Here is a 23322-nt window from a genome sequence, read left to right as displayed (position 1 = left end):
TGCCCGCCGACCTCGAACCGCCCGCCGTGCTGCGCACCTCGGCCGGCGTCGGGTGCGGCGCCTCCGACGTCGCCGCGCGCGGCTCCTCGGCGTGCGGAACGGCCGGCCGCGTTCCCGCTCTCAGAGCGACTCATGCTCGAATCCTTCCGAAGGGTCGTCGAGCAGCGGCGCGATGGGCGGCAGCTCGGAGATGTCGTCGATGCCGAGGTGCCGCAGCAGCGCCTCGGTCGTGCCGTAGAGGGTCGCGGTGGTCTCGGGATCCTGCGCCACCTCGGTGATGAGGCCGCGCGCGAGCAGCGTGCGCACCACCGAGTCGACGTTGACGGCGCGGATCGACGCGATCGCGCCGCGCGAGATCGGCTGGCGGTAGGCCACCACGGCGAGCGTCTCGAGCGCGGCCTGCGAGAGCTTCGCGGGCGTCTGCTGCTGCACGAAGTCGGCGACGACGGGGTCGAGGCTCTCGCGCACGTAGAAGCGGTAGCCGCCCGCGACCTCGCGCAGCTCGAAGCCGCGCGGCGATCCCGAGCCCCGCGATGCCGCCCCGGAACCGCCGCCGGCGTCCCCGGCCGCCCCGGCCTCGCCGTCGTACTCGGCGATGAGGCCCGCGAGCGCCGCCTTCACCTCGCGCATCGGCCGGTCGGTGGCCGTCGCGAGCGCGACGACGCTGAGCGGCTCGTCGGCCACGATCAGCAGGGCCTCGAGCTGCTGCGCGAGGGTGTGGTGCTCGCGGGCGCGGGCGAGCTCGGTCTCGGCCGCGCTCGGCTCGCGCGATCCCGCGTCGCTCTCTCCCGCCGAAGCGACCGACTCGACCGGCTCGACCGGGTCGACCGGGTCGACCGCCGGCTCGGCTGCGGGATCCTGGCCCGTGTATGCCTGATCAGTCATAGTCGCTCCCCAGGGTAGCCAGTTCGTCGTCCGACCAGTGCTCGCCGGTCCACTGCACCCGCAGCTCGCCCAGCGGCTCGGCCTGCTCGAAGGTCACCGCGGCGCGCCGGTACAGCTCGAGGATCGCGAGGAACCGGGCCACGATCACACCCCGCTCGCCCACCGCGTCGACGCCCGCGACGAGTTCGCGGAACGACCTCGCACCACCCGTGCGCAGCGCCGACACGACCACCGCGGCCTGCTCGCGGATCGACACGAGGGGCGCGTGCAGGTGGTCGAGGCCGACGCTCGGGATCTCGCGCGGCGCGAACGCGAGGGTCGCGATCGCTGCGAAGTCGGCCGCCGAGAGCGACCACGCGAGCTCGGGCGTGCGCTCGCGGTACTTGGCGTCGAGCGGCACGAGCCGCGGGTGCCGCGCGCCCTCGGCCGCGAGCCTCGCCTGGAACCAGGCGCTCGCCTGCTTGAAGGCGCGGTACTGCAGCAGGCGGGCGAAGAGCAGGTCGCGCGCCTCGAGCAGGGCGATGTCCTCGGCGTCGACCGCTTCGCCCTGCGGCAGCAGGCTCGCGATCTTCATGTCGAGCAGCGTCGCGGCGACCACCAGGAACTCCGAGGCGCGATCCAGCTCGATGAGGCCCTGCCCCTCGAGCGACGCGAGGTAGGCGATGAACTCGTCGGTGACGAGGCTGAGCGACACCTCGGTGATGTCGAGCTCGTGCTTGCCGATCAGGTTCAGCAGCAGATCGAAGGGCCCGTCGAACCCCTCGAGAGACACCCGGAACGCGCCGTCGTCGACCCCGGTTTCGGGGTCGGCGGCCGTGCCCTGGGCCGGATCAGCGCCCAGTTCGGGATCCTCGGCGAGCGCGATCATGGCGGTGCTCAGGCGACGAGGCCCCGCTGCACGAGCTCGCGGGCGAGTTTGAGATAGGCCTCGGACGCGGCGTTCGAGGGCGCGTAGTCGAGGATCGGCTTCGCCGCGATCTGCGCGTCGGGCAGCTTCACGGTGCGCGCGATGACGGTGTCGAAGACCTTGTCGCCGAAGGTGTCGACCACGCGCTCGAGCACCTCGCGCGCGTGCAGGGTGCGGGCGTCGTACATCGTGGCGAGGATGCCGTCGAGCTCGAGCGCCGGGTTGAGGCGGTCCTTCACCTTGTCGACGGTCTCGACGAGCAGGGCGACGCCGCGCAGCGCGAAGTACTCGCACGCGAGGGGGATCAGCACGCCGTGGCTCGCGGTGAGCGCGTTGACGGTGAGCAGGCCCAGGGAGGGCTGGCAGTCGATGAGGACGACGTCGTAGTCGTCGACGACCTTGCGCAGCACGCCGGCGAGGATCTGCTCGCGCGCCACCTCGGTGACGAGGTGCACCTCCGCGGCGGAGAGGTCGATGTTGGCCGGGATCACGTCGAGGCCCGCGGTCTCGGTGCGCTGGATCGCCGCGCGCGGATCCTTCTCCTTGCCGAGCATGAGGTCGTAGATCGTGGGCACGTCGTGCGCGGGCACGCCGAGGCCGGCCGAGAGCGCGCCCTGCGGGTCGAAGTCGACGGCGAGCACCCGACGGCCGTACCGCGCGAGGGCGGCGGCGAGGTTGATGGTGCTGGTGGTCTTCCCCACCCCGCCCTTCTGATTGCACATCGCGATGATGCGCGCGGGGCCGTGCCGGTCGAGCTTCCGGGGCGCGGGGATGACGCGCTCGGGGCGGCCGGTCGGTCCCAGCTCAAACAGAGTGTTCGCCATACCCGTCCCTCTCGTGTCGCTCGCTAACGCTCCATCCTATCGCGCGATCCCGATCCCTCACCTCCCACCGGAAGACGCCGACCGCTCCGACGCGGCTTCCCCGCCCGCGCTCAGCCCGCTTCAACCGGCGCGGCGGGCGGCCTCTCTATGCTGGGGTCATGGAACGCACCGCCGCCGACACCGGCGCCCGCCCGTGAACCCGCTGTTCCGGGCGGTGCTGAGCCTGTTCGCCGCGCCCCGCGTCAACATGCGCGAGGACTACGAGAAGGTGCGCCGACGCCAGCGCCGACTGGCCGCACTGCCGGCCCCTCGATACCAGGCCTCGGACTGGCAGGTGCCCTCCGACGACGGCGACCATCGGGTGCCGGCTCGCATCTTCAGCCCGAAGAAACGGCTGCGAGACGACGTGCTCGTGTTCTTCCACGGCGGCGGCTGGGTCACGGGGGATATCGAGAGCTACACCCCCGCCTGCGCCACGATGGCCGATCTCACCGGCTGCACGGTGATCTCCGTCGACTACCGCCTGGCTCCCGAGCACCCCTTCCCAGCCGGACTGCAGGACTGCTTCGACGTCGCCCGGCTGCTGCTGGAGAAGCCGTGGCTGGCGGGAGCGCCCGACGCCTCGAAGATCGTGCTGGTGGGAGACTCCGCCGGCGGCAACCTCGCCGCGGTCGTCTCGCTGCTGCTGCGGGAACGCGGTCAGCGCGGAGCGACCCGGCAGATCCGGCTCTACCCGGTGGCGCACTGGGATCACGATCCCGCATCCTCCCCGTTCGCGTCGGTGCGCAATCACGGCGAGGACTACCGGCTCACGAACGCCGAGGTGCAGGACTACTTCGAGCTCTACGTGCCCGATCCCGAGAAGCGCCGCGATCGCCTCGTGGCGCCGCTGATGGCCGAGGACCTCTCCGGGCAGCCGCGCACCCTGCTCATCACGGCCGAGCTCGATCTGCTGCGCGACGAAGGCGAGGCCTACGGCCGTGCGCTCGAGGCGGCGGGCAACGCGGTGCAGGTGCACCGCGTCGACGGGGCGCTGCACGGGTTCATCGCGCTGCCCCGCTTCTCCCGTTCGCTCAGGGAGGCCTACGAGGTGATCAACGCGTTCTTGGGCGACACCGCCGCCGAGCACCCGAGCCCGCAGGGGCTGCCATGACGCGCCGGGCCTGGGTGCGGCTCGACAACGCCTCCAACATCTTCCTCGCGGCCCGCAGCGACGCGGATCCGAAGGTGTTCCGCATGAGCGCCGAGGTCGACCACGAGGTGGATCCGATGCTCCTGCAGCAGGCGCTCGACCTCACCTACGAACGGTACCCGCTCTACCACGCGGTGCTGCGACGCGGCGTGTTCTGGTACTACCTGCAGGACAGCGATCTGCACCCGACCGTCACCGCCGACGCGCGGCCCACCTGCGCGCCCATCTACCAGGCGGATCGACTCGGGCTGCTGTTCCGCGTGATGCATCACCGGCGACGGATCATCCTCGAGATCTTCCACGCGCTCTCCGACGGCACGGGGGCGCTGTGGTTCCTCTCCGACCTGCTGGCGGCGTACATCCGGCTGCGTCACCCCGAGCCTCCGCTCGAGGCCGCCGCGGCCGAGGAGACACGCACCGACCCCGCTCGGGCCGACGCCTCGCCCCGGCCCGGCGACGACCCGGCCGGCCCGCTGCACGAGCTGGCCTCCGACAGTTTCGCGCACTACTTCCGCCGCCCGCCCCGCGCCCGCCGCGGCGACCCGCCGGCCTCCGAGTCCGCGTTCAGCCGCGCCGCCGCGCCGGCCCCGCTCACCGTCGACGAGAGCGTGCGGCCCGCGCCCGCCGAGCCCCCGAGCCCCCGCACTCCGCGTCGCCGCCCGGGCGCTCGGGCCTACCGGGTCCGGGGAACCCGCACCCCCGACAATCGCACGCGCGCCGTCGAACTCACGGTGCCGGCGCAAGAGGTGCTGGCGCTCGCGCGGGCCGAGGGCGTCGCGCTCACCATGTACCTGACAGCGGTGTTCTTCGAGTCGATCCGCCTGTCCTCCGGCGGCCTCGGCAGGGCCCGCACCCTGGCGGCCTCGGTGCCGGTGAACCTGCGCCAGTTCTACCCGTCGACGTCGGCCCGCAACTTCTTCGCGACCGTGCGCGTGGAGCACACCTACGGCGAGGGGCCCGACGACCTCGGTTCGATCTGCCGGCGGCTCGAGGCCCAGTTCAGGCCGAAGGCGAGCGCCGAGGCGCTCGGCAAGAAGCTTCGGAGATTCATCCGCTTCGAGCGGATGGCCGGCTTGAGGATCGTGCCGCGGCCCCTCAAAGACGTGCTGCTGGGGCTGATCAACTGGGCCAACAACCGCGGGCTGAGCGTGGCGGTGTCGATTCTCGGCCGCGTGAGCCTGCCGGATCCGGCCGAATCGCACGTGGGGCGCATGCTGTTCCAGGTCTCGGCCGTGCGCCCGCAGTTCTGCGCCATGTCGCACGCGGGTCAGCTCACGATCACCTTCACCTCGCCGTTCACGGAGACCGACCACGTGAGGGAGTTCGCCCGGCTGCTCACCCGCCGCGGGCTGAACGTGCGCGTCGCGGCCGCGCGGGTGACCGAGGCGGAGCTCGCGGAAGGCGAAGGCCTGGCGAAGGGCGAAGGCCTGTCGGAGGGCGAGTCATGAGGCGCTGCGCGGAGTGCGCCGTCGATATCGAGGGCGCCTGGACCCGCTGCCCCCTGTGCAGTGCGGCGACCGCCGGCGAGACGACCCCGAGCCCGCTCCCGGCGGTGCCGCTCGAGTTCTCCCGGCGCCGGGTGCTGAGGGTGCTGTTCCTCGCCTCGCTCGCGGTGATCCTCGCATCGTTCGTCGTCCAGCTGCTGTTCAGTCGTGGGGTGGAGGGCATCGGCGCGCTCCGCTCGGTGTGGCTCGGAGTGATCACCATGTGGCTCGTGGTGCTGATGGCGGTGCGCAAGCGGCGCAACGTCGCCAAGGGCACCGTGTACCTCGTGGTGCTGGTCGGCCTGATCTGCGTGTACTGGGACTACCTGACCGGCTGGCACGGCTGGTCGTTGAACTACGCCGTGCCGATCGTCTGCGCCTGTTCCATCGTCGCGCTGCTGATCACCGTTCGGGTGATGCGCATCGAAGTCGGAGAGCACATCGTCTACAGCGGACTGACCGTGCTCCTCGGGCTGGCCCCCATCGGCTTCCTCGCCTTCGGCTGGGTGACCACGCCGCTGCCGTCGGCCATCTGCGGCGCCCTCAGCGTGGTGGTGCTGGTGCTGCTGCAGCTCGCTCGGGGCGCCGAGGTGCGGCACGAGCTCTCCAAGCGCCTGCACCTGTAGCCGCCGCGCCGAAACGCAGAACGCTAACGCGCCCGCGGGTGGGCGGTGAGGTAGTGCTCGCGCAGCGTGTCGGCGGTCACCTGCGTGTAGATCTGCGTGGTGGTCACCGAGGCGTGGCCGAGCATCTCCTGCACAGTGCGCACGTCGGCGCCGCCCGCCAGCAGGTGCGTGGCGAACGAGTGGCGCAGGGTGTGCGGCGACACCTCGGCGGTGATGCCGGCGCGCTCGGCGGCGGCCCGGATCACGAGCCAGGCGCTCTGCCGGGAGAGCCGGCCGCCGCGGGGCCCCACGAAGAGCGCGGGTGTGCCGCCGCCCCTCTCGGCCATCGCGGGGCGGGCGCGCACCAGGTAGGCGGCGAGCGCGCGCCCCGCGTAACTGCCGTAGGGCACGATCCGCTGCTTCGACCCCTTGCCCGTCACGCGCAGGAAGCCGCCCTCGGCGAGCGCGCGCTCGGGGTCGCCCCAGGCGTCGCCCCGCCCGGGAACCGAGAGCAGATCGTCGACGTCGAGGGCCGTGATCTCGCTCACCCGCGCGCCGCTCGCGTAGAGCAGCTCGAGCAGCGCGCGATCACGCAGCGCCACGGGCTGATCGGCGGTCGCATCCTCCCCTCCGCCGGCCGCCGCGAGCAGCGCCTCGACGTCCTCGACGGGCAGCGCCTTGGGCAGCCGCAGCGCGCGCTTCGGGGTGCGCACGCCGCTGCCCGCGTGACTCTCGAGCAGCCCCTCCTCGAACAGGAAGCGGTGCATGCCGCGCACGGTCGAGAGCCTGCGGGTGATCGAGGCGGGCGCGAGGGGCGGGGGCGGCGCGTCGGGGCCGCCAGGGGCGGCCGCTCCGGAAGCAGCGGCGCCCCCGGCGGGGGCGGCGCCCCCGTTCAGTTCGGCGACGTACTCCGACAGCGTGTCGGGCGTGACCCGCGACAGCTCGTCGATGCCGCGGCGATCGAGCCAGGCGGCGTAGGCGTCGAGGTCGCGCCGGTACGCGGCCAGGCTGTTGGCCGAGAGGCCGCGCTCGAGCGTCACGTGGCGCAGATAGCGCTCGGCCCCCTGCTGCGCGGTGAGGCGGCCCATCAGCCCGACCGCGCTCCCCGTGCGGCTTCGCGGGCGATCCAGGGCAGCTCGGGATCGCGCAGCGTCGACCATCCGCGGCCCCGGGAGACCCAGGCGGCGAGCGCGGCGCTCACCGTGACCGCGTTCTGCACGCGCCCCTCGAGCGCCGCCTCCACGACCTCGTCGAGCGGCACCCAGCGGGGCACGAGCTCGGCCTCCTCCTCGCCGCGCACGTAGTCGTGCTCGACGGGTGTGAGATCGCGGGCGAGGAAGACGCGCATGGCCTCGCTCGTTCCGCCGGGCGAGAGGAACTCGTCGAGCAGCAGATGCCAGCAGTCGGCCTGCAGGTCGGCCTCCTCGGCGAGCTCGCGCTGCGCGGCGAGCAGCCCCGACTCCCCCGGCGCGTCCATGAGGCCGGCGGGGATCTCCCAGTCGCGGTGCGCGATGGCGTGCCGGTACTGCTGGATCAGCAGGATCCGGTCGTCGGCGTCGAGCGCCACCACGGCGACGGCGCCCGTGTGGTCGAGGTAGTCGCGCGTGAGCACCTCGCCGCCGAATTCGAAGCGGTCGCGGCGCACGTCCCAGACGCGGCCGCGCACGAGCAGCTCGCTGTCGAGCACGGGCACTTCGGCGGGGGCGTCGGCGAGCGGAGCCGATCCGCCCTCCCGCTGCGCGGCAGCCGCCGCGGTCTCCTCGCCGGCCACGGTCGCTCTACTCGCCCTCTTCGACCTCGAACAGCTGCGCTGCGTCGCGGCGCTCGATCGCGGCGCCGACGAGGCCGGCGAACAGCGGGTGCGGCGTGCCCGGGCGCGACTTCAGCTCGGGGTGCGCCTGCGTGGCGATGTAGAACGGATGCACGTCGCGTGCCAGCTCGACGTACTCGACCAGTTCGCCGTCGGGGCTCGTGCCCGAGAACGAGAGGCCCGACTCCGCGATCTGGTCGCGATAGCGGTTGCTCACCTCGTAGCGGTGGCGATGGCGCTCGCTCGCAGTGGGCGCGCCGTAGAGCTCGGCCGCGAGCGACCCCTCCGCGAGCGCGGCCTCGTAGAGGCCCAGGCGCATCGTACCGCCGAGGTCGCCGCCGTCGATGATGTCGACCTGCTCGGCCATGGTCGCGATCACGGGCACGGGGGTCTCGGGGTCGAACTCGGTCGACGAGGCTCCCTCGAGGCCGGTCACGTTGCGGGCGTACTCGATCACCATGCACTGCAGGCCGAGGCACAGGCCGAGCGTGGGAATGCCGTTCTCGCGGGCGAAGCGCAGCGCGCCGAGCTTGCCCTCGATGCCGCGGATGCCGAAGCCGCCGGGCACGCAGATGCCGTCGACGTCGCCGAGCTGCTCGAGCGCGCCCTCGGGCGTCTCGCAGGTGTCGGAGGGCACCCACTTGAGATTGACCTTCGTGGAGTGCGCGAAGCCGCCGGCGCGCAGCGCCTCGGTCACCGAGAGGTAGGCGTCGGGCAGGTCGATGTACTTGCCCACGAGCGCGAGGGTGACCTCGCCCTTCGGGTGGTGCACCGCGTCGAGCACGGGCTGCCAGTCGGTCCAGTCGACGTCGTCGGCCCGCTCGGAGAGGCCGAGGTGCTCGACGATGGTCTGGTCGAGGCCCTGGTCGTTGAGCAGGCGGGGCAGGTCGTAGATGCTGGGCACGTCGATCGCGTTGACCACCGCGTCTTCGTCGACGTCGCACATGAGCGCGATCTTGCGCAGGTTGTCGTCGGTGACGGGGCGGTCGCTGCGCAGCACGAGGGCGTCGGGCTGGATGCCGATGGAGCGGAGCGCCGCGACGGAGTGCTGGGTGGGCTTGGTCTTCTGCTCGCCGGACGCGCCCATGAAGGGCACCAGCGAGACGTGCACGAAGAACACGTTCTGGCGCCCGAGCTCGTGGCGCACCTGGCGCGCCGACTCGAGGAACGGCTGCGACTCAATGTCGCCCACCGTGCCGCCGACCTCGGTGATGATCACGTCGGGGCGGGGATCCTCTTCGGCCTGCAGCCGCATGCGGCGCTTGATCTCGTTCGTGATGTGCGGGATCACCTGCACCGTGTCGCCGAGGTACTCGCCGCGGCGCTCCTTGGCGATCACGGTCGAGTAGATTTGGCCGGTGGTGACGTTCGCCGCCTGCGACAGGTTGATGCCGAGGAAGCGCTCGTAGTGCCCGATGTCGAGGTCGGTCTCGGCGCCGTCGTCGGTCACGAAGACCTCGCCGTGCTGGAACGGGTTCATAGTGCCCGGATCGACGTTGAGGTACGGATCGAGCTTCTGCATGACCACGTGCAGACCGCGCGCGGTGAGGAGATTGCCGAGACTCGCGGCGGTCAGCCCCTTGCCGAGCGAGGAGACGACACCCCCGGTCACGAAGATGTGCTTGGTGATGCCGGTCTGGTCCGTGCGCTGCTCTGTTCCCACGGGCTTCGATCCTATCAGTTGAATGCTGTCATGCGAACGGGCGCGGCGGAGAGGACTAGCGCATCTCCTGCCGCGGCATCCACACCTGTTTGATGATCATCAGCACCATGGCGGTGACCGGGATCGAGATGAGGGCGCCGAGCAGGCCGAGCAGCGTGCCGCCCGCGAGGGCGCCGATCACCACGAGCGAGCCCGGCACCGACACCACGCGGTTCATGATGCGCGGCGTCAGCAGGTACGACTCGATCTGCATGTAGATCAGGTAGTAGACGGCGGCGATGATCGCGGTCATCGGCGAGTCGAAGAGCGCGACGATCGACACGAGCACGGTGGCCAGCACCGAGCCGATGAGCGGGATGAGCGCGAGGAAGAACACGCCCACCGCGACGAGGCCGGCGAAGGGCACGCCCACGATCGTCATCATGATGAAGCCCAGCACGGCGTTCGTGAAGGCGAGCACCACCATGCCGTTCACGTAGCCGCCGACCGACTTGGTGACCTGCTCGGTGATGTCGATGACCTTCGCGCGGCCCGAGCGGGGCACGAGCGAGTAGAAGGCGCGCTTCACGCTGCGCAGCGAGGCCAGGAAGTAGAGGGTGAGGATCAGCACGATCAGCCCCGCGGTGAGGCCGTTGGCGATGCCGATGCCGGCCTGCCAGACGCCGCCGGCCATCTGCGCCAGGTTCTCGGGGTCGCCGACGAAGTCCTGGCCCATGCGCAGCAGGCCGTCGAAGTCGACGAACTCGCCGAAGCGGCTGTTGAGGTCGATGAACCAGGGCTGGTTGTTCAGGTCTTGCACGAGAGCGGGGGCGCTGCGCACGAGCAGGGTGATCTGGTTGGCGATCATCGGGATGATGATGCCGAGCAGGCCGCCGATCACCAGCACGAAGCCGCCGAACACGATGCCGATGCCGAGCGGGCGCTTGATGCCCCGCCGCTCGAGCATGCGCACCACGGGGTCGAGGCCGAGCGCGATGAAGAGCGCCGCCGCGACGTACATGATGATGGTGCTGAGCTGACCGATGATCGAGCCGACCAGCAGCGCGACCAGCACGCCGAGCGTCACGGTGAAGCCGAGCTGGAACGGGCTGCGCACCACGAAATCGCGGGTGTGCGTCTTCGCGCGCTCCTCGCGCGCGTCGACCGCGGCCTCGCGCGCATCGCGGTACATCTCTCGCGTCTCGGAGTCGAGCTGCTCGAGGTCGGCATGCACCACCTCGGGATGCGAATCGAGGTAGGCCGCCTTCGCCGCCGCGTTGTCGCTGAGCGTCGGTTTCGTCGCGCCGCTCGACCAGCGGCGACCGAAGATCTTCACCATGTCTGGAGCGTAGCACCTGCCGCGGACACTCTTCGCGAGGCGGCGCGGAACAGCCTCGGCGGGGCCGGGATCGGCCGCAGCAACGCGGCCCTAGTCGCGCAGCGCGAGCAGCTCGGCGGCGTGCTCGAGCGCGCTCCCGGAGTCGCTGAGCCCCGAGAGCAGCCGGGCCATCTCGGCGAGGCGCTCCTCGCCCTCGAGGCGCCGGCAACTGCTCTCGGTGAAGCCGCCGGAGGAGTCCTTCACCACCTGCAGGTGGTTGTTCGCGAAGGCCGCGACCTGGGCGAGGTGCGTCACCACGATCACCTGCGAGGACCGCGCGAGGCGCGCGAGGCGACGGCCGATCTCGATCGCGGCGGCGCCGCCCACACCCGCGTCGACCTCGTCGAACACGAAGGTGGGCACCGGGTCGACGCCGGCGACGACCACCTCGAGCGCCAGCATCACGCGCGAGAGCTCGCCTCCGGAGGCCGACTTCGCGATCGGTCGCGGCTGCGCCCCCGGGTGCGGGCTGAGCAGCAGCTGCACCTCGTCGCCGCCCGAGCCGCCGAGGGCGTCGAGGGGCGTCACCCGCACCACGAACTCGGCGTCGGGCAGCGCGAGCTGCCTGAGCTCGACCGTCACCAGCTCGGAGAGTCGCGACGCCGCGTCGGCGCGCAGTTCGGAGAGGCGGTCGGCGAGCGAGCGCTCCTCATCGTCGAGCTGCTCGAGGCGCGCGGTGAGCTCGTCGATGCGCTCGTCGTCGCCGTCGAGCTCGGTCAGACGCCGCGCCGCGTCGGCTGCATACTCCACGACCGCGGCGGAGTCGGCGCCGTACACCCGGAACAGCCCAGTGAGGGCGGCGAGCCGATCGTTCGCCTGCGCGAGCTCCCCCGGCCCCTCCTGATCGAGGTCGGCGGCGTAGGCCGCGAGTTCGCGGGCCGCGTCCGCCAGCTGGAAGCTCGCGCTGCGCAGCGTCTCGAGCACGGCCTCGAGGCGCTGATCGTGGCCGGCGACGCGCTCGACCTCTCTCACCGCCTCGTCGACCAGCGAGCTCGCGTCTCGGCTCATGGGGTCGTCGGAGTCGGTGGTGAGCGCCTCGTGCGCCGAAGAGGTGGCGGCCCGCAGCGCCTCGACGTTGCTCAGCAGGTCGATGCGCTGCACGAGCTCCTGCTCTTCGCCGGCCTGCGGATCCACCGCGGCGATCTCCTCCAGCTCGGAGCGCAGACGGACGGCCTCGGCGGCCCGCTCGTCCCTGGCCTCCGTGAGCTCCGCGATCTGCGAGCCCAGCTGCTGCCGTTCGCGATGCGCAATGCGGTAGTCGCGCAGGGTCGCCGCGAGTTCGTCGCCGCCGAACCGGTCGAGTGTGTCGCGCTGCGCCGCAGCCGATCTCAGGCGCAGCTGCTCGGACTGGCCGTGCACGGCGAACAGCCGCTCGGCCAGTCGCCCCAGGCTGCCCACCGGGGCGCTCGCGCCGCCGACGCTCGCGCGGCTGCGCCCCTCCGCGTTCACGGTGCGGCTGAGCACCAGCTCGCCGTCTTCGAGGTCGCCCCCGATGTCGTCGACGATCTCGGCGACCGCAGGGTCAGAGGTGCGCACGATGCCTCCGACGCGCGCCTGGGCTGCGCCGGTGCGTACGGCCCCGGCGTCGCTGCGCTCCCCCATCAGCAGGCCGAGCGCGCTCACCACCATCGTCTTGCCGGCGCCGGTCTCGCCCGTGATCGCCGTGAAGCCCGGCCCGAGCGGCAGCGTCGCGTCGGCGATGACCCCGAGATCGCGAATATGCAGCTCCTCGATCACTCGGCCCCTCCGCTCTCCCGACGGGTGCCGCGCCAGCCCGAGACCGGCAGGTGGAACTTGCGCACCAGCCGATCCGAGAACATCGCCCGGTTGAGCCTCGCGAGGCGCACCGAGTGCGCGGATCGGCGCACCCGCACGATCGAACCCGCCGGCAGCTCGGTGCGGCGCCGTCCGTCGCACCACATCACGCCCGGTCCGATGTTCTCGGGCAGGATGCGCACGCTCAGCTCGGAGTCGGTGCCCGTCACCAGGGGGCGGTCGAAGAGCGCGTGCGCCGCGATCGGCACCATCAGCATCGCCTGCACGGTGGGCCAGACGACGGGCCCGCCGGCCGAGAACGCGTACGCCGTCGACCCCGTCGGCGTGGCGAGCACCACTCCGTCGCAGGCGAAGTTCGAGACCGGCAACCCGTCGACGCCGATCTCCACCTCGAGCATGCGCCGCCGCTTCTCGACCGATGCCTCGTTCAGCGCCCAGGTCTCGGCGATCACCTCGCCGTCGCAGGTGGCCTGCACGTCGACCGTCATGCGCTCCTCGACCGTGTAGTCGCGCCGCAGCACCCGGTCGATCGTCTCAGCGAGGTCGTAGTTCTCCATCTCGGCGAGGAAGCCCACGTGCCCCAGGTTGACCCCAACAATGGGGCACTCGGATCCGCGCAGCAGCTCGGCGGCGCGCAGGATCGTGCCGTCGCCGCCGAGCACGATGGCGGCCTCGAGCTCGTGGATGGTCACGTCTCGGCCGAGCTCGGCGATGCTCTCGATGTTCAGGTGCGGTGCGAACTCCTGCCGGTCGTGCCGGTCGAGCACGGGTTCCGCACCGGCTGCGCGAAGCGCGGATACCGCCTCGACCGTGGCCGCGACCGCCTCGTCGCGATGAGTGTGCGAGACGACGAGAAAACGCCTCGTGCCCGCTTCATGCGCAGTGCTCATGGCTCTCCGTTCGCTCGGTTGCGGGGTCGGACTCGAGTGGGGGCTGCGCGATCGTCGTCGTCGCAGAGTTCCGCGATCCTCCCCTCCCATTCTGTCGGATGCGCGTCGTCGACGCCTGCGAAGTGCACCAGGAACTCCCGGTTGCCCGAACCGCCGGCGATCGGCGACCGGGCGAGGCCGCGCGCGGCGAAGCCGTGCTCTTCTCCCGCACGCAGCACGGTGCGGATCGCCTGCGCCCACAGCGCCGGGTCGGTGACCACCCCGTCGCGCACGCGCCCGACTTCGAACTGCGGTTTCACAAGCAGCACGAGGTCGGCGTCCGGGGCCGCGCAGCGCGCGATGGCGGGCAGGATCAGGCCGAGCGAGATGAACGAGAGGTCGGCGACCACCAGTGCCGGGGGCTCGACCACTCCCGTGTCGGCCGCCAGGTTCTCGGCGGTGAGCTCGCGGGCGTTGCGGCCCTCGACCAACCGCACCCGCGCGTCGGCGCGCAGCTCGGGCACCAGCTGGTCGTGGCCCACGTCGATGGCCTGCACCGCCCGCGCACCGCGCTCGAGCAGCACCTGAGTGAAGCCACCCGTTGACGCTCCGAGGTCGAGAGCGACACGGCCGGCGGGATCGATGCCGAACTCGTCGAGACCGGCGATGAGCTTGTGGGCAGCGCGGCTCACGTAGTGGTCGCCGCCCGAGACCGCGATCCGCGCCCCCTCGGGCACGCGGGCGCCCGACTTCGTCGCCGGCCGGCCGTCGACCAGCACGCTGCCCGCCGCGATCAGCTCGGCCGCCTGGCTGCGAGACCGGGCGAGGCCGAGCTGCGGCAGCGCCCGATCCAGGCGTTCACCCTCGCCCAGCCAGACCCCCTCGCCCCGATCGTCAGGAGCCGCCATGGTCGCCCCGCTGCAACTCGGCGAGAAGCTCGTCGTGCAGCTGTTCGAAACCCGCGGCGCGCTGCGCCAGCGGCTGCGCCTCGATCACCTCGAGGCGCCCGAGCAGACCGTCTTCGCTGTGGGGCTCCCTGTCCATGGCTCAAGCCTAGCCGCGGCCGCCGACACGCACCGGCACACACGGCCCGGAGCTGCTTTGCGTGCGCCCCGCCCGCTCGTTCCTCGCGGCTCAGCGCCAGTGATCCTCGTACAGGATCTCGGGAATCTTCAGACCGTAGATCGCGAGCCCGGATCCCCAGACCGCGGCGCAGCCGGCGCGCAGCAGATCGAGCGGAGCCTCCCCCTCGGCGACGACCCGGGCGACGTGCCCGTCCATGCGCACCTTCGCGGAGCCGACCTGCACGGTGCCGTCGCGCAGCTGCTCGGTCGCGGGGTAGGGCTCGTGCAGCTCGGCGAGGGTGGCGACGATGTAGTCGGGCTGCATGTCCCGCGATGCCGCGATGAGCTGCTTCGGCCGATCGACGCCCGTGAGCACCTGCAGCGACGGGATGCCCGCCGCTCGCGCCCCCTTGATGTCGGTGTCGAGCCGGTCGCCCAGCATCAGCGCATTGCGCGTGCCGAAGCGCTCGAACGCCGCTTCGAAGATCGGCGTCTCCGGTTTGCCCGCGAAGACCGGCAGCCGCTGCACGGCCGTGTGCACGGCCGATACGAGGGTGCCGTTGCCCGGGGCGAGCCCGCGGGCGACGGGGATCGTCCAGTCGGTGTTCGTCGCGATCCAGGGCAGCGGATCGCGCCCCGGCTGCTCGGCGAGCGCGAACGCGGCCTCGGCAAGGTGCACCCACCCCACGTCGGGGGCGAAGCCCTGCACCACGGCGGCGGGGTCGTCGTCGGCGCTGCGAGTCACCTCGAAGCCGGCCTTCTGCAACTCGTCGACCAGGCCGTCGCCGCCCACCACCAGCACCCGCGACCCGGCGGGAACCGACCCGGCGAGCAGCGCGACCGCCGCCTGGGGCGAGGTGACCACGTCTTCGGGGCGCGCCCGCAGACCGAGGCCCTGGAGGTGCTCCGCGACCGAGGCGTCGGTGCGGGAGGCGTTGTTCGTGATGTAGGCGAGGCGCGCCCGCTCGGCCGCGAGGTTCAGCTGCTCGACGGCTCCCGGGATCGCGCCGGGTCCGCGGTAGACGACGCCGTCGAGGTCGGAGAGCAGCAGCTCCCGGCCCTCGATCGGCGCCGCTCCGAGCGGGGTGCGCTTCTTCCCGAACAGCGCCACTACGACCGATCCTCCGCGCTCTCGGGCCGCTCTGCCTCCCCGATGCCGGCCTCGGCGAGCAGTTCGGCGACCTCGGCCGCGATCTCGTCCTCGGCGTCGGGGGCGCTCAGCCCCTCATCCTCGCCAGCCGGAGCCGCAGCGTCGCCGATGGCGGCCCCCGCCTCGGGCTCCGCCTCCGCGGGAGCCACCGCATCCTCCTCCGGCCGGGTGTCATCCGCAGCGTCGCTCCGCTGCTCCGACTCCTCAGCCGCGCCCTCGACACGCGCGTCGACGTCCGCGGGATCCTCGTCGTCGGACGCCTCTTCGAGGTCGAACTCGGACTCGTGGATCTCGAAGACCTCGAGCTGGTCGAGCGATCCGAGATGGTCCTGCAGAGCGCCCGCTGCGCGGTCGGCATGACGGTACCACTCGCGCGCCTCGTCGTCGCGTCCGAGATCCTCGAGCACCGCCGCATAGGCTCCGAAGAGCTCGGGGCTCCACGAGAACACGCGCTGCGGATTGAGCTCCGGGATCTCGAGCTCGAAGAGCGCCTGCTGCGTCTGCCCCAGGTCGAGGCGGGCGCCCGACATCGCGATCGCGAGGTGCACCCGCTGCTCGGTGTCGAGCTTCGAGGTGTCGGCCTCGAGGCCGGTCTCGAGCGCCTTCTCCGGCCGGCCGAGGCCGCGTTCGCAGTCGACCATCAGCGCGAGATGCCCGTCGAGGCCGCTCAGTCGCCGATAGGTGCGCAGTTCGCGCAGCGCGAGCGCGAAGTCGCCGGTGCGGTAAGCCGTGATCGCGAGCGTCTCGCGGGCGACGGGAATCCGGCCCGCGCGTCGGCTCGCCGAGAGGGCGTGCTGATGCGCGAGCTCGGGATCCTCGTCGATGAGCATCGCCACCATTGCGAGATGGCGCGCCACGCGCTCCTGCACGTCGGCCTGCAGCGTCTTCAACTCGTTGCGGGCGGCGGGATGCAGGTCGTTGGCGCGGATATCGTCCGGAATCACCGGATCCTGATGCTCTGCGCGCACCGGGCGCAGCTCGTGCTGCAGGCGCTCCGCCTCCGTGTACTCGCGCCCGCTGCCGCCACGGTCGCTCCGGCCGCCGCCGCGAGTGCCGCCGCGGCCGTAGCTCTCCCGGCGGTCGCCTTGCGGGCGGCTCCCGCGGCGATCGTCGCGATCCCGGTCGCCTCCGCGACGGTCGCCGCGGAAGTCGCCCTCGCGACGCGGGCGACGATCATCCCGGAAGTCACCGTCCCGACGGGGCCGACGTTCCTCGCCGCCTTCGCCGCCGCGATAGGGGCGACGCGCTCCTCCGCGGTCCTCGCCATCGCGACGGGGCCCGCGGTCACCCCGGAAGTCGCCTGCGCGATTCTGATACGGGCGACGCTCTCCGTCCCGCTCGCCACCACGGCGCTCATCGCCGTCGCGCCGCGGGCGTCGATCGTCGCGGAAGTCGCCATCACGGCGCGCGCGGCGATCCTGGCCGCCTTCACCGCTGCGGAAGGGCCGACGCTCCCCTCCGCGACCGCCCCGGTGATCGTCGCGGGAACCGCCGCCCTCCCGGCGCGGGCGTCGATCGTCGCGGAAATCGCCATCACGGCGCTGGCGTCGGTCATCCCGGAAATCGCCTTCGCGACGCGGAGCGCGATCGTCACGGCTGCCGGATTCGCGACGCTGGCCGCCATCATCGCGCCGCGGGCGGTCGCCGTTCGACGATCGCGAACCACGATCCCAGTTCGACCGGGCGCCGCCGTCGCGGCGCTGGCCGCCACCACGATGCTGGCCGTCATTGCGTTTCCGGGGGCCGCGGTCTGCGGGCTCGTCCCGCTGGGGCCGATCGTTCATGGGTGCCTCCCGGAGAATCAACGCTATCGAATTAAAAGTCTATAAATGAGAAGAGGGCCGCACAGTGAGCGCCAGCACTGGCGTTCACTGTACGACCCTCTGAAAAGGTGTCCGGCGGTGTCCTACTCTCCCACGAGGTCCCCCTCGCAGTACCATCGGCGCTGTCAGTCTTAGCTTCCGGGTTCGGAATGTGACCGGGCGTTTCCCTGACGCTATGGCCGCCGTAACTCTATCAACATGTCGACACAACCCCACCCCGGAGTGATACTCGGGGCGTGTGTGGGGGTTGTGGGCCGTCTGTTGGGAACCACAAAGTGGACGCGATACATCGTTACGTTAATTGCTTACTTCCGCTCACACCATCCGGGAACCGGATGCTGCTGCGGGGTGTTATCAAGTCGTCGGCTTATTAGTACCAGTCAGCTCCACACGTTGCCGTGCTTCCACATCTGGCCTATCAACCCAGTCATCTACTGGGAGCCTCACACACTCAAAGGTGTACGGAGATCTCATCTCGAGGCCGGCTTCCCGCTTAGATGCTTTCAGCGGTTATCCATCCCGAACGTAGCCAACCAGCCATGCCCTTGGCAGAACAACTGGCACACCAGAGGTCCGTCCAACCCGGTCCTCTCGTACTAGGGTCAGATCCTCTCAAATCTCCAACGCGCGCAGAGGATAGGGACCGAACTGTCTCACGACGTTCTAAACCCAGCTCGCGTACCGCTTTAATGGGCGAACAGCCCAACCCTTGGGACCAACTCCAGCCCCAGGATGCGACGAGCCGACATCGAGGTGCCAAACCATGCCGTCGATATGGACTCTTGGGCAAGATCAGCCTGTTATCCCCGAGGTACCTTTTATCCGTTGAGCGACAGCGCTTCCACAAGCCACTGCCGGATCACTAGTCCCGACTTTCGTCCCTGCTCGACCTGTCAGTCTCACAGTCAAGCTCCCTTGTGCACTTACACTCGCCACCTGATTGCCAACCAGGTTGAGGGAACCTTTGGGCGCCTCCGTTACTTTTTGGGAGGCAACCGCCCCAGTTAAACTACCCACCAGGCACTGTCCCAGAACCCGATCAGGGTCCGTAGTTAGATATCCAATATGACCAGAGTGGTATTTCAACAACGACTCCACCCGAACTAGCGTCCGAGCTTCACAGTCTCCCACCTATCCTACACAAGCCACACCGAACACCAATACCAAGCTGTAGTAAAGGTCACGGGGTCTTTCCGTCCTTCTGCGCGTAACGAGCATCTTTACTCGTACTGCAATTTCGCCGAGTTCACGGTGGAGACAGCTGGGAAGTCGTTACGCCATTCGTGCAGGTCGGAACTTACCCGACAAGGAATTTCGCTACCTTAGGATGGTTATAGTTACCACCGCCGTTTACTGGGGCTTAAATTCAAAGCTTCAAACCGAAGTTCTAACCTCTCCTCTTAACCTTCCAGCACCGGGCAGGCGTCAGTCCGTATACGTCCACTTGCGTGTTGGCACGGACCTGTGTTTTTAGTAAACAGTCGCTTCCCACTGGTCTCTGCGGCCACCACACCCTTTCGGAGCAAGTCCTAATAAGTGGATGGCCCCCCTTCTCCCGAAGTTACGGGGGCATTTTGCCGAGTTCCTTCACCATGATTATCTCGATCTCCTGAGTATTCTCTACCTGACCACCTGAGTCGGTTTGGGGTACGGGCAACAGCAAACCTCGCGCCGATGCTTTTCTTGGCAGCATAGGATCACCAGCTTCCCCATACGGGTCCGCATCGCGTCTCACCCAAAGAACCGATCTCTTAAACCGATTCGGGCTACACGCTTACACCGGGACAACCATCGCCCGGCACTGGCTACCTTCCTGCGTCACACCTCACGCTCACCACCCCACTTCGGGTTCACAGCCGCAACCCGGACATCACCCGAAGGATCCGTCCAAGCATTGGTTTGTTTAGCACTACTGGTTAGGTCTTTGACGGTTTACCGCCGGTACGGGAATATCAACCCGTTGTCCATCGACTACGCCTGTCGGCCTCGCCTTAGGTCCCGACTTACCCAGGGCAGATTAGCTTGACCCTGGAACCCTTGGTCTTCCGGAGGACGGGTTTCTCACCCGTCTTTCGCTACTCATGCCTGCATTCTCACTCGTGTGGCATCCACGACTGGATCACTCCGCCGCTTCACTCGCCACACGACGCTCTCCTACCCATCCAACGAACTGAACCACGAAGGCTTGTCTATACGCTGAATGCCGCAACTTCGGTGGTGTGCTTGAGCCCCGTTACATTGTCGGCGCGGAATCACTTGACCAGTGAGCTATTACGCACTCTTTCAAGGGTGGCTGCTTCTAAGCCAACCTCCTGGTTGTCACAGCAACTCCACATCCTTTTCCACTTAGCACACGCTTTGGGACCTTAGTTGGCGATCTGGGTTGTTTCCCTCTCGACTATGAAGCTTATCCCCCACAGTCTCACTGCTGCGCTCTCACTTACCGGCATTCGGAGTTTAGCTGACGTCAGTAACCTTGTAGGGCCCATCGGCCATCCAGTAGCTCTACCTCCGGCAAGAAACACGCAACGCTGCACCTAAATGCATTTCGGAGAGAACCAGCTATCACGAAGTTTGATTGGCCTTTCACCCCTATCCACAGCTCATCCCCTCAGTTTTCAACCTAAGTGGGTTCGGCCCTCCACGCGCTCTTACACGCGCTTCAGCCTGGCCATGGATAGATCACTTCGCTTCGGGTCTAGGACACGCGACTAAAATTGCCCTATTCAGACTCGCTTTCGCTACGGCTACCCCACACGGGTTAACCTCGCCACGTATCGCTAACTCGCAGGCTCATTCTTCAAAAGGCACGCCGTCACACCTACAAGGGTGCTCCGACGGATTGTAAGCAAACGGTTTCAGGTACTCTTTCACTCCCCTCCCGGGGTACTTTTCACCTTTCCCTCACGGTACTAGTCCGCTATCGGTCATCTGGGAGTATTTAGGCTTATCAGGTGGTCCTGACAGATTCACACGGGATTTCTCGGGCCCCGTGCTACTTGGGATACACACCACGCAGTGCCACCATTTCGGATACGGGGCTCTCACCCACTCCGGCCCGCCGTTCCAAGCGGTTCTCCTATAGCTACACATTCACGTCCGAGGGTCAGCAGCCCCTCACGGCATGTCCCGCAACCCCGATCGTGCAACCCCTGCCAGGTATCACACACGACCGGTTTAGCCTCATCCGGGTTCGCTCGCCACTACTACCGGAATCACATGTTGTTTTCTCTTCCTGTGGGTACTGAGATGTTTCACTTCCCCACGTTCCCTCTACCCGCCCTATATATTCAGGCGGGAGTCACCAGGTACGCACGCGCCCTGGCGGGGTTTCCCCATTCGGAAATCCTCGAATCATAGCACGTTTATCGGCTCCCCGAGGCTTATCGCAGATTACTACGTCCTTCTTCGGCTCCAGATGCCAAGGCATCCACCGTTTGCTCTTAAAAACTTGAAATCACATAAGCATTTATCGAAACACACACCACCCACAAACCCGAAGATCCGCGGCCGGTGTGCGACCAATGAAATTAAAGTATCAACCAACCCCAACACAACACTCCCACCCAAAAGCAGGAACCCTGTACTGACGTCGGCTAGATGCTCGCGTCCACTGTGTAGTTCTCAACGTACGGCCGATCCCGCCGCCATGGACAACACGTTCCATGACAACAGGCCAGAAGAAATCAGTCCACCCACCCCCCAAAAGAGGGGCAGATCGGCTGGTCCTCCAGGACCCAATAGTATGCACTCGCCGCAACCCCGCTCACACACCCCCACGTTCCAGCAACATCTCCACGAATGAAGACGCCGCGTACTAGCACAGGCGAGCAAACCGGCTTGCTTGTCATATGTTCCACCCATGAGCAGCCAGCACCACACATTCGGTGATGATCTGACCATTCTGCGACAGCGTAGCTGTCGAGTGCTCCTTAGAAAGGAGGTGATCCAGCCGCACCTTCCGGTACGGCTACCTTGTTACGACTTAGTCCTAATCACCAGTCCCACCTTCGACAGCTCCCTCCCACAAGGGGTTAGGCCACCGGCTTCGGGTGTTACCGACTTTCATGACTTGACGGGCGGTGTGTACAAGGCCCGGGAACGTATTCACCGCAGCGTTGCTGATCTGCGATTACTAGCGACTCCGACTTCATGGGGTCGAGTTGCAGACCCCAATCCGAACTGAGACCGACTTTTTGGGATTCGCTCCACCTCGCGGTATCGCAGCCCTTTGTATCGGCCATTGTAGCATGCGTGAAGCCCAAGACATAAGGGGCATGATGATTTGACGTCATCCCCACCTTCCTCCGTGTTGACCACGGCAGTATCCCATGAGTTCCCACCATAACGTGCTGGCAACATAGGACGAGGGTTGCGCTCGTTGCCGGACTTAACCGAACATCTCACGACACGAGCTGACGACAACCATGCACCACCTGTATACGAGTGTCCAAAGAGTCCTGCATCTCTGCAGTGTTCTCGTATATGTCAAGCCTTGGTAAGGTTCTTCGCGTTGCATCGAATTAATCCGCATGCTCCGCCGCTTGTGCGGGCCCCCGTCAATTCCTTTGAGTTTTAGCCTTGCGGCCGTACTCCCCAGGCGGGGAACTTAATGCGTTAGCTACGACACAGAACCCGTGGAACAGGCCCTACATCTAGTTCCCAACGTTTACGGCATGGACTACCAGGGTATCTAATCCTGTTCGCTCCCCATGCTTTCGCTCCTCAGCGTCAGTAGCGGCCCAGAGATCTGCCTTCGCCATCGGTGTTCCTCCTGATATCTGCGCATTCCACCGCTACACCAGGAATTCCAATCTCCCCTACCGCACTCTAGCCTGCCCGTACCCACTGCAGGCCCGAGGTTGAGCCTCGGGTTTTCACAGCAGACGCGACAAGCCGCCTACGAGCTCTTTACGCCCAATAATTCCGGACAACGCTTGCACCCTACGTATTACCGCGGCTGCTGGCACGTAGTTAGCCGGTGCTTTTTCTCCAGGTACCGTCACCCAAAGGCTTCTTCCCTGACAAAAGAGGTTTACAACCCGAAGGCCGTCATCCCTCACGCGGCGTTGCTGCATCAGGCTTGCGCCCATTGTGCAATATTCCCCACTGCTGCCTCCCGTAGGAGTCTGGGCCGTGTCTCAGTCCCAGTGTGGCCGGTCACCCTCTCAGGCCGACTACCCGTCGTCGCCATGGTGAGCCATTACCTCACCATCAAGCTGATAGGCCGCGAGTCCATCCATGTCCGATAAATCTTTCCAACACCTCACCATGCAGTGGATGCTCGTATCCAGTATTAGACGCCGTTTCCAGCGCTTATCCCAGAGACATGGGCAGGTTACTCACGTGTTACTCACCCGTTCGCCACTCATCCACCCGAGCAAGCTCGGGCTTCAGCGTTCGACTTGCATGTGTTAAGCACGCCGCCAGCGTTCGTCCTGAGCCAGGATCAAACTCTCCGTAAAAAAACAATGCAGACCAGCCACCGGAATAAGGCAACCAGCTGCGAGTTTGACCTGACAACAGACCATCATTACTGACAATCTCGTTATCCAAAAAAGGAATCTCCAACACCAACCAAAACAGCCGATGCCGGGGATAAATAATTGGCATATGACAATCAAGTGCACACTATTGAGTTCTCAAAGACCAGACACCACCCGTACCAGCCAAAGCCTTCCGAACAGCAACCTGTCTAACTTACCACTTGGACTTGCTCTTCGCAAATCCAACTCATTTCGATGAACGAGCATCAGAATCTCATCCTCTTTCAGGATGGATCTCGGTGGTGAGATCGAGAGTCCCACTTTACACGCCCGAGCAGACTTCATCAAGTCCCTCGCGGGTGATCTTCGTGAGATCCGATTCGCAACCGATCTGGGCCGCTTTCGCGTACCGCTCCGTCGCGCTGAC

General features: G+C 67.8%; 17 protein-coding genes and 3 rRNA genes. 4 read left to right on the top strand and 16 right to left on the bottom strand.

The annotated features are described in order from the left end of the window. Positions 1 to 120: 120 nt before the first annotated feature. Genes scpB through Leucomu_RS02230 form a run of 3 tightly spaced genes read right to left on the bottom strand, consistent with a single transcriptional unit; the run spans position 121 to position 2616 of the window. Positions 121 to 885 (bottom strand): SMC-Scp complex subunit ScpB, encoded by a 765-nt coding sequence (gene scpB, locus Leucomu_RS02240; protein ID WP_128386207.1) that lies wholly within the window; start codon positions 883 to 885, stop codon positions 121 to 123. Then, positions 878 to 1753 carry a segregation and condensation protein A gene (locus Leucomu_RS02235; protein ID WP_017882732.1) on the bottom strand — a complete coding sequence of 292 codons (876 nt, stop codon included), beginning with the start codon at positions 1751 to 1753 and terminating at the stop codon, positions 878 to 880. Before Leucomu_RS02235 ends, scpB begins: the two co-directional genes overlap by 8 nt. 8 nt (positions 1754 to 1761) lie before the next feature. Continuing rightward, complete coding sequence (locus tag Leucomu_RS02230; RefSeq protein ID WP_128386206.1) at positions 1762 to 2616, bottom strand: ParA family protein; 855 nt, start codon at positions 2614 to 2616, stop codon at positions 1762 to 1764. Positions 2617 to 2809: 193 nt separating this feature from the next. Between Leucomu_RS02230 and Leucomu_RS02225 the strand changes: the two genes are divergently transcribed. The 3 genes from Leucomu_RS02225 to Leucomu_RS02215 are packed head-to-tail and all read left to right on the top strand — an operon-like array spanning position 2810 to position 5918. Beyond that, complete coding sequence (locus tag Leucomu_RS02225; RefSeq protein WP_128386205.1) at positions 2810 to 3769, top strand: alpha/beta hydrolase; 960 nt, start codon at positions 2810 to 2812, stop codon at positions 3767 to 3769. Continuing rightward, complete coding sequence (locus tag Leucomu_RS02220) at positions 3766 to 5256, top strand: alcohol acetyltransferase (protein ID WP_128386204.1); 1491 nt, start codon at positions 3766 to 3768, stop codon at positions 5254 to 5256. Before Leucomu_RS02225 ends, Leucomu_RS02220 begins: the two co-directional genes overlap by 4 nt. Next, the gene (locus tag Leucomu_RS02215; protein ID WP_128386203.1) at positions 5253 to 5918 is read left to right on the top strand and encodes a DUF6320 domain-containing protein; all 666 of its coding nucleotides are present in this window, start codon (positions 5253 to 5255) and stop codon (positions 5916 to 5918) included. Before Leucomu_RS02220 ends, Leucomu_RS02215 begins: the two co-directional genes overlap by 4 nt. Positions 5919 to 5941: 23 nt before the next feature. Here Leucomu_RS02215 and Leucomu_RS02210 read toward each other — a convergent pair whose 3' ends face one another. The 10 genes from Leucomu_RS02210 to Leucomu_RS02170 all read right to left on the bottom strand — a co-directional run bounded on the left by Leucomu_RS02210 (position 5942) and on the right by Leucomu_RS02170 (position 16476). Further along, complete coding sequence (locus Leucomu_RS02210; protein ID WP_128386202.1) at positions 5942 to 6985, bottom strand: site-specific tyrosine recombinase XerD; 1044 nt, start codon at positions 6983 to 6985, stop codon at positions 5942 to 5944. Continuing rightward, positions 6985 to 7668 carry an NUDIX domain-containing protein gene (locus Leucomu_RS02205; RefSeq protein WP_194294565.1) on the bottom strand — a complete coding sequence of 228 codons (684 nt, stop codon included), beginning with the start codon at positions 7666 to 7668 and terminating at the stop codon, positions 6985 to 6987. The genes Leucomu_RS02210 and Leucomu_RS02205 overlap by 1 nt, the downstream gene beginning before the upstream one ends. A 7-nt stretch (positions 7669 to 7675) precedes the next feature. Next, positions 7676 to 9370, bottom strand: coding sequence for a CTP synthase (locus Leucomu_RS02200; protein WP_128386201.1), 1695 nt, complete (start codon positions 9368 to 9370; stop codon positions 7676 to 7678). 55 nt (positions 9371 to 9425) lie between these two features. Beyond that, positions 9426 to 10688 carry an AI-2E family transporter gene (locus Leucomu_RS02195; RefSeq protein ID WP_128386200.1) on the bottom strand — a complete coding sequence of 421 codons (1263 nt, stop codon included), beginning with the start codon at positions 10686 to 10688 and terminating at the stop codon, positions 9426 to 9428. Between the two features lie 90 nt (positions 10689 to 10778). Further along, the gene (gene recN, locus Leucomu_RS02190) at positions 10779 to 12464 is read right to left on the bottom strand and encodes a DNA repair protein RecN (RefSeq protein ID WP_128386199.1); all 1686 of its coding nucleotides are present in this window, start codon (positions 12462 to 12464) and stop codon (positions 10779 to 10781) included. Beyond that, positions 12461 to 13393, bottom strand: coding sequence for an NAD kinase (locus tag Leucomu_RS02185; RefSeq protein WP_017882722.1), 933 nt, complete (start codon positions 13391 to 13393; stop codon positions 12461 to 12463). Before Leucomu_RS02185 ends, recN begins: the two co-directional genes overlap by 4 nt. Then, on the bottom strand, positions 13390 to 14280 hold the full coding sequence (locus tag Leucomu_RS02180; protein WP_128386198.1) for a TlyA family RNA methyltransferase: 891 nt from the start codon (positions 14278 to 14280) through the stop codon (positions 13390 to 13392). Before Leucomu_RS02180 ends, Leucomu_RS02185 begins: the two co-directional genes overlap by 4 nt. Beyond that, a complete protein-coding gene (locus Leucomu_RS15075) occupies positions 14267 to 14416 on the bottom strand; it encodes a hypothetical protein (RefSeq protein ID WP_017882720.1) in 150 nt (49 codons plus the stop codon). Before Leucomu_RS15075 ends, Leucomu_RS02180 begins: the two co-directional genes overlap by 14 nt. 90 nt (positions 14417 to 14506) lie before the next feature. Then, positions 14507 to 15547, bottom strand: coding sequence for an HAD-IIA family hydrolase (locus tag Leucomu_RS02175; RefSeq protein WP_017882719.1), 1041 nt, complete (start codon positions 15545 to 15547; stop codon positions 14507 to 14509). After that, positions 15547 to 16476 (bottom strand): tetratricopeptide repeat protein, encoded by a 930-nt coding sequence (locus Leucomu_RS02170; protein WP_128386197.1) that lies wholly within the window; start codon positions 16474 to 16476, stop codon positions 15547 to 15549. Before Leucomu_RS02170 ends, Leucomu_RS02175 begins: the two co-directional genes overlap by 1 nt. On the opposite strand from Leucomu_RS02170, the gene Leucomu_RS02165 reads away from it, so the two are divergent. Beyond that, the gene (locus tag Leucomu_RS02165) at positions 16432 to 17415 is read left to right on the top strand and encodes a hypothetical protein (RefSeq protein ID WP_128386196.1); all 984 of its coding nucleotides are present in this window, start codon (positions 16432 to 16434) and stop codon (positions 17413 to 17415) included. The two genes, Leucomu_RS02170 and Leucomu_RS02165, sit on opposite strands and share 45 nt — an antisense overlap. Positions 17416 to 17479: 64 nt before the next feature. Here the strand turns inward: Leucomu_RS02165 and rrf are convergent. From rrf to Leucomu_RS02150, 3 genes are all read right to left on the bottom strand, one after another. After that, positions 17480 to 17596, bottom strand: a 5S ribosomal RNA gene (gene rrf / locus Leucomu_RS02160). 163 nt (positions 17597 to 17759) lie between these two features. After that, positions 17760 to 20866: ribosomal RNA gene (locus tag Leucomu_RS02155) — 23S ribosomal RNA — on the bottom strand. Between the two features lie 479 nt (positions 20867 to 21345). After that, positions 21346 to 22874, bottom strand: a 16S ribosomal RNA gene (locus Leucomu_RS02150). Together the 16S, 23S and 5S rRNA genes form the textbook arrangement of a ribosomal RNA operon. Positions 22875 to 23322 lie beyond the last annotated feature (448 nt).

This window comes from Leucobacter muris (assembly GCF_004028235.1).
In the GTDB taxonomy this organism is placed as follows: domain Bacteria; phylum Actinomycetota; class Actinomycetes; order Actinomycetales; family Microbacteriaceae; genus Leucobacter; species Leucobacter muris.
The sequence above is the reverse complement of the archived record's forward strand: the minus strand, read 5'-3'. Positions and strand labels throughout refer to the sequence as shown.

Coding starts and splice junctions, on each gene's coding strand:
- scpB (WP_128386207.1), bottom strand. CDS start 885: ATGACTGATCAGGCATACACGGGCCAGGATCCCGCAGCCGAGCCGGCG.
- Leucomu_RS02235 (WP_017882732.1), bottom strand. CDS start 1,753: ATGATCGCGCTCGCCGAGGATCCCGAACTGGGCGCTGATCCGGCCCAG.
- Leucomu_RS02230 (WP_128386206.1), bottom strand. CDS start 2,616: ATGGCGAACACTCTGTTTGAGCTGGGACCGACCGGCCGCCCCGAGCGC.
- Leucomu_RS02220 (WP_128386204.1), top strand. CDS start 3,766: ATGACGCGCCGGGCCTGGGTGCGGCTCGACAACGCCTCCAACATCTTC.
- Leucomu_RS02215 (WP_128386203.1), top strand. CDS start 5,253: ATGAGGCGCTGCGCGGAGTGCGCCGTCGATATCGAGGGCGCCTGGACC.
- Leucomu_RS02210 (WP_128386202.1), bottom strand. CDS start 6,985: ATGGGCCGCCTCACCGCGCAGCAGGGGGCCGAGCGCTATCTGCGCCAC.
- Leucomu_RS02195 (WP_128386200.1), bottom strand. CDS start 10,688: ATGGTGAAGATCTTCGGTCGCCGCTGGTCGAGCGGCGCGACGAAACCG.
- Leucomu_RS02185 (WP_017882722.1), bottom strand. CDS start 13,393: ATGAGCACTGCGCATGAAGCGGGCACGAGGCGTTTTCTCGTCGTCTCG.
- Leucomu_RS02180 (WP_128386198.1), bottom strand. CDS start 14,280: ATGGCGGCTCCTGACGATCGGGGCGAGGGGGTCTGGCTGGGCGAGGGT.
- Leucomu_RS15075 (WP_017882720.1), bottom strand. CDS start 14,416: ATGGACAGGGAGCCCCACAGCGAAGACGGTCTGCTCGGGCGCCTCGAG.
- Leucomu_RS02165 (WP_128386196.1), top strand. CDS start 16,432: ATGGCGCGCCACGCGCTCCTGCACGTCGGCCTGCAGCGTCTTCAACTC.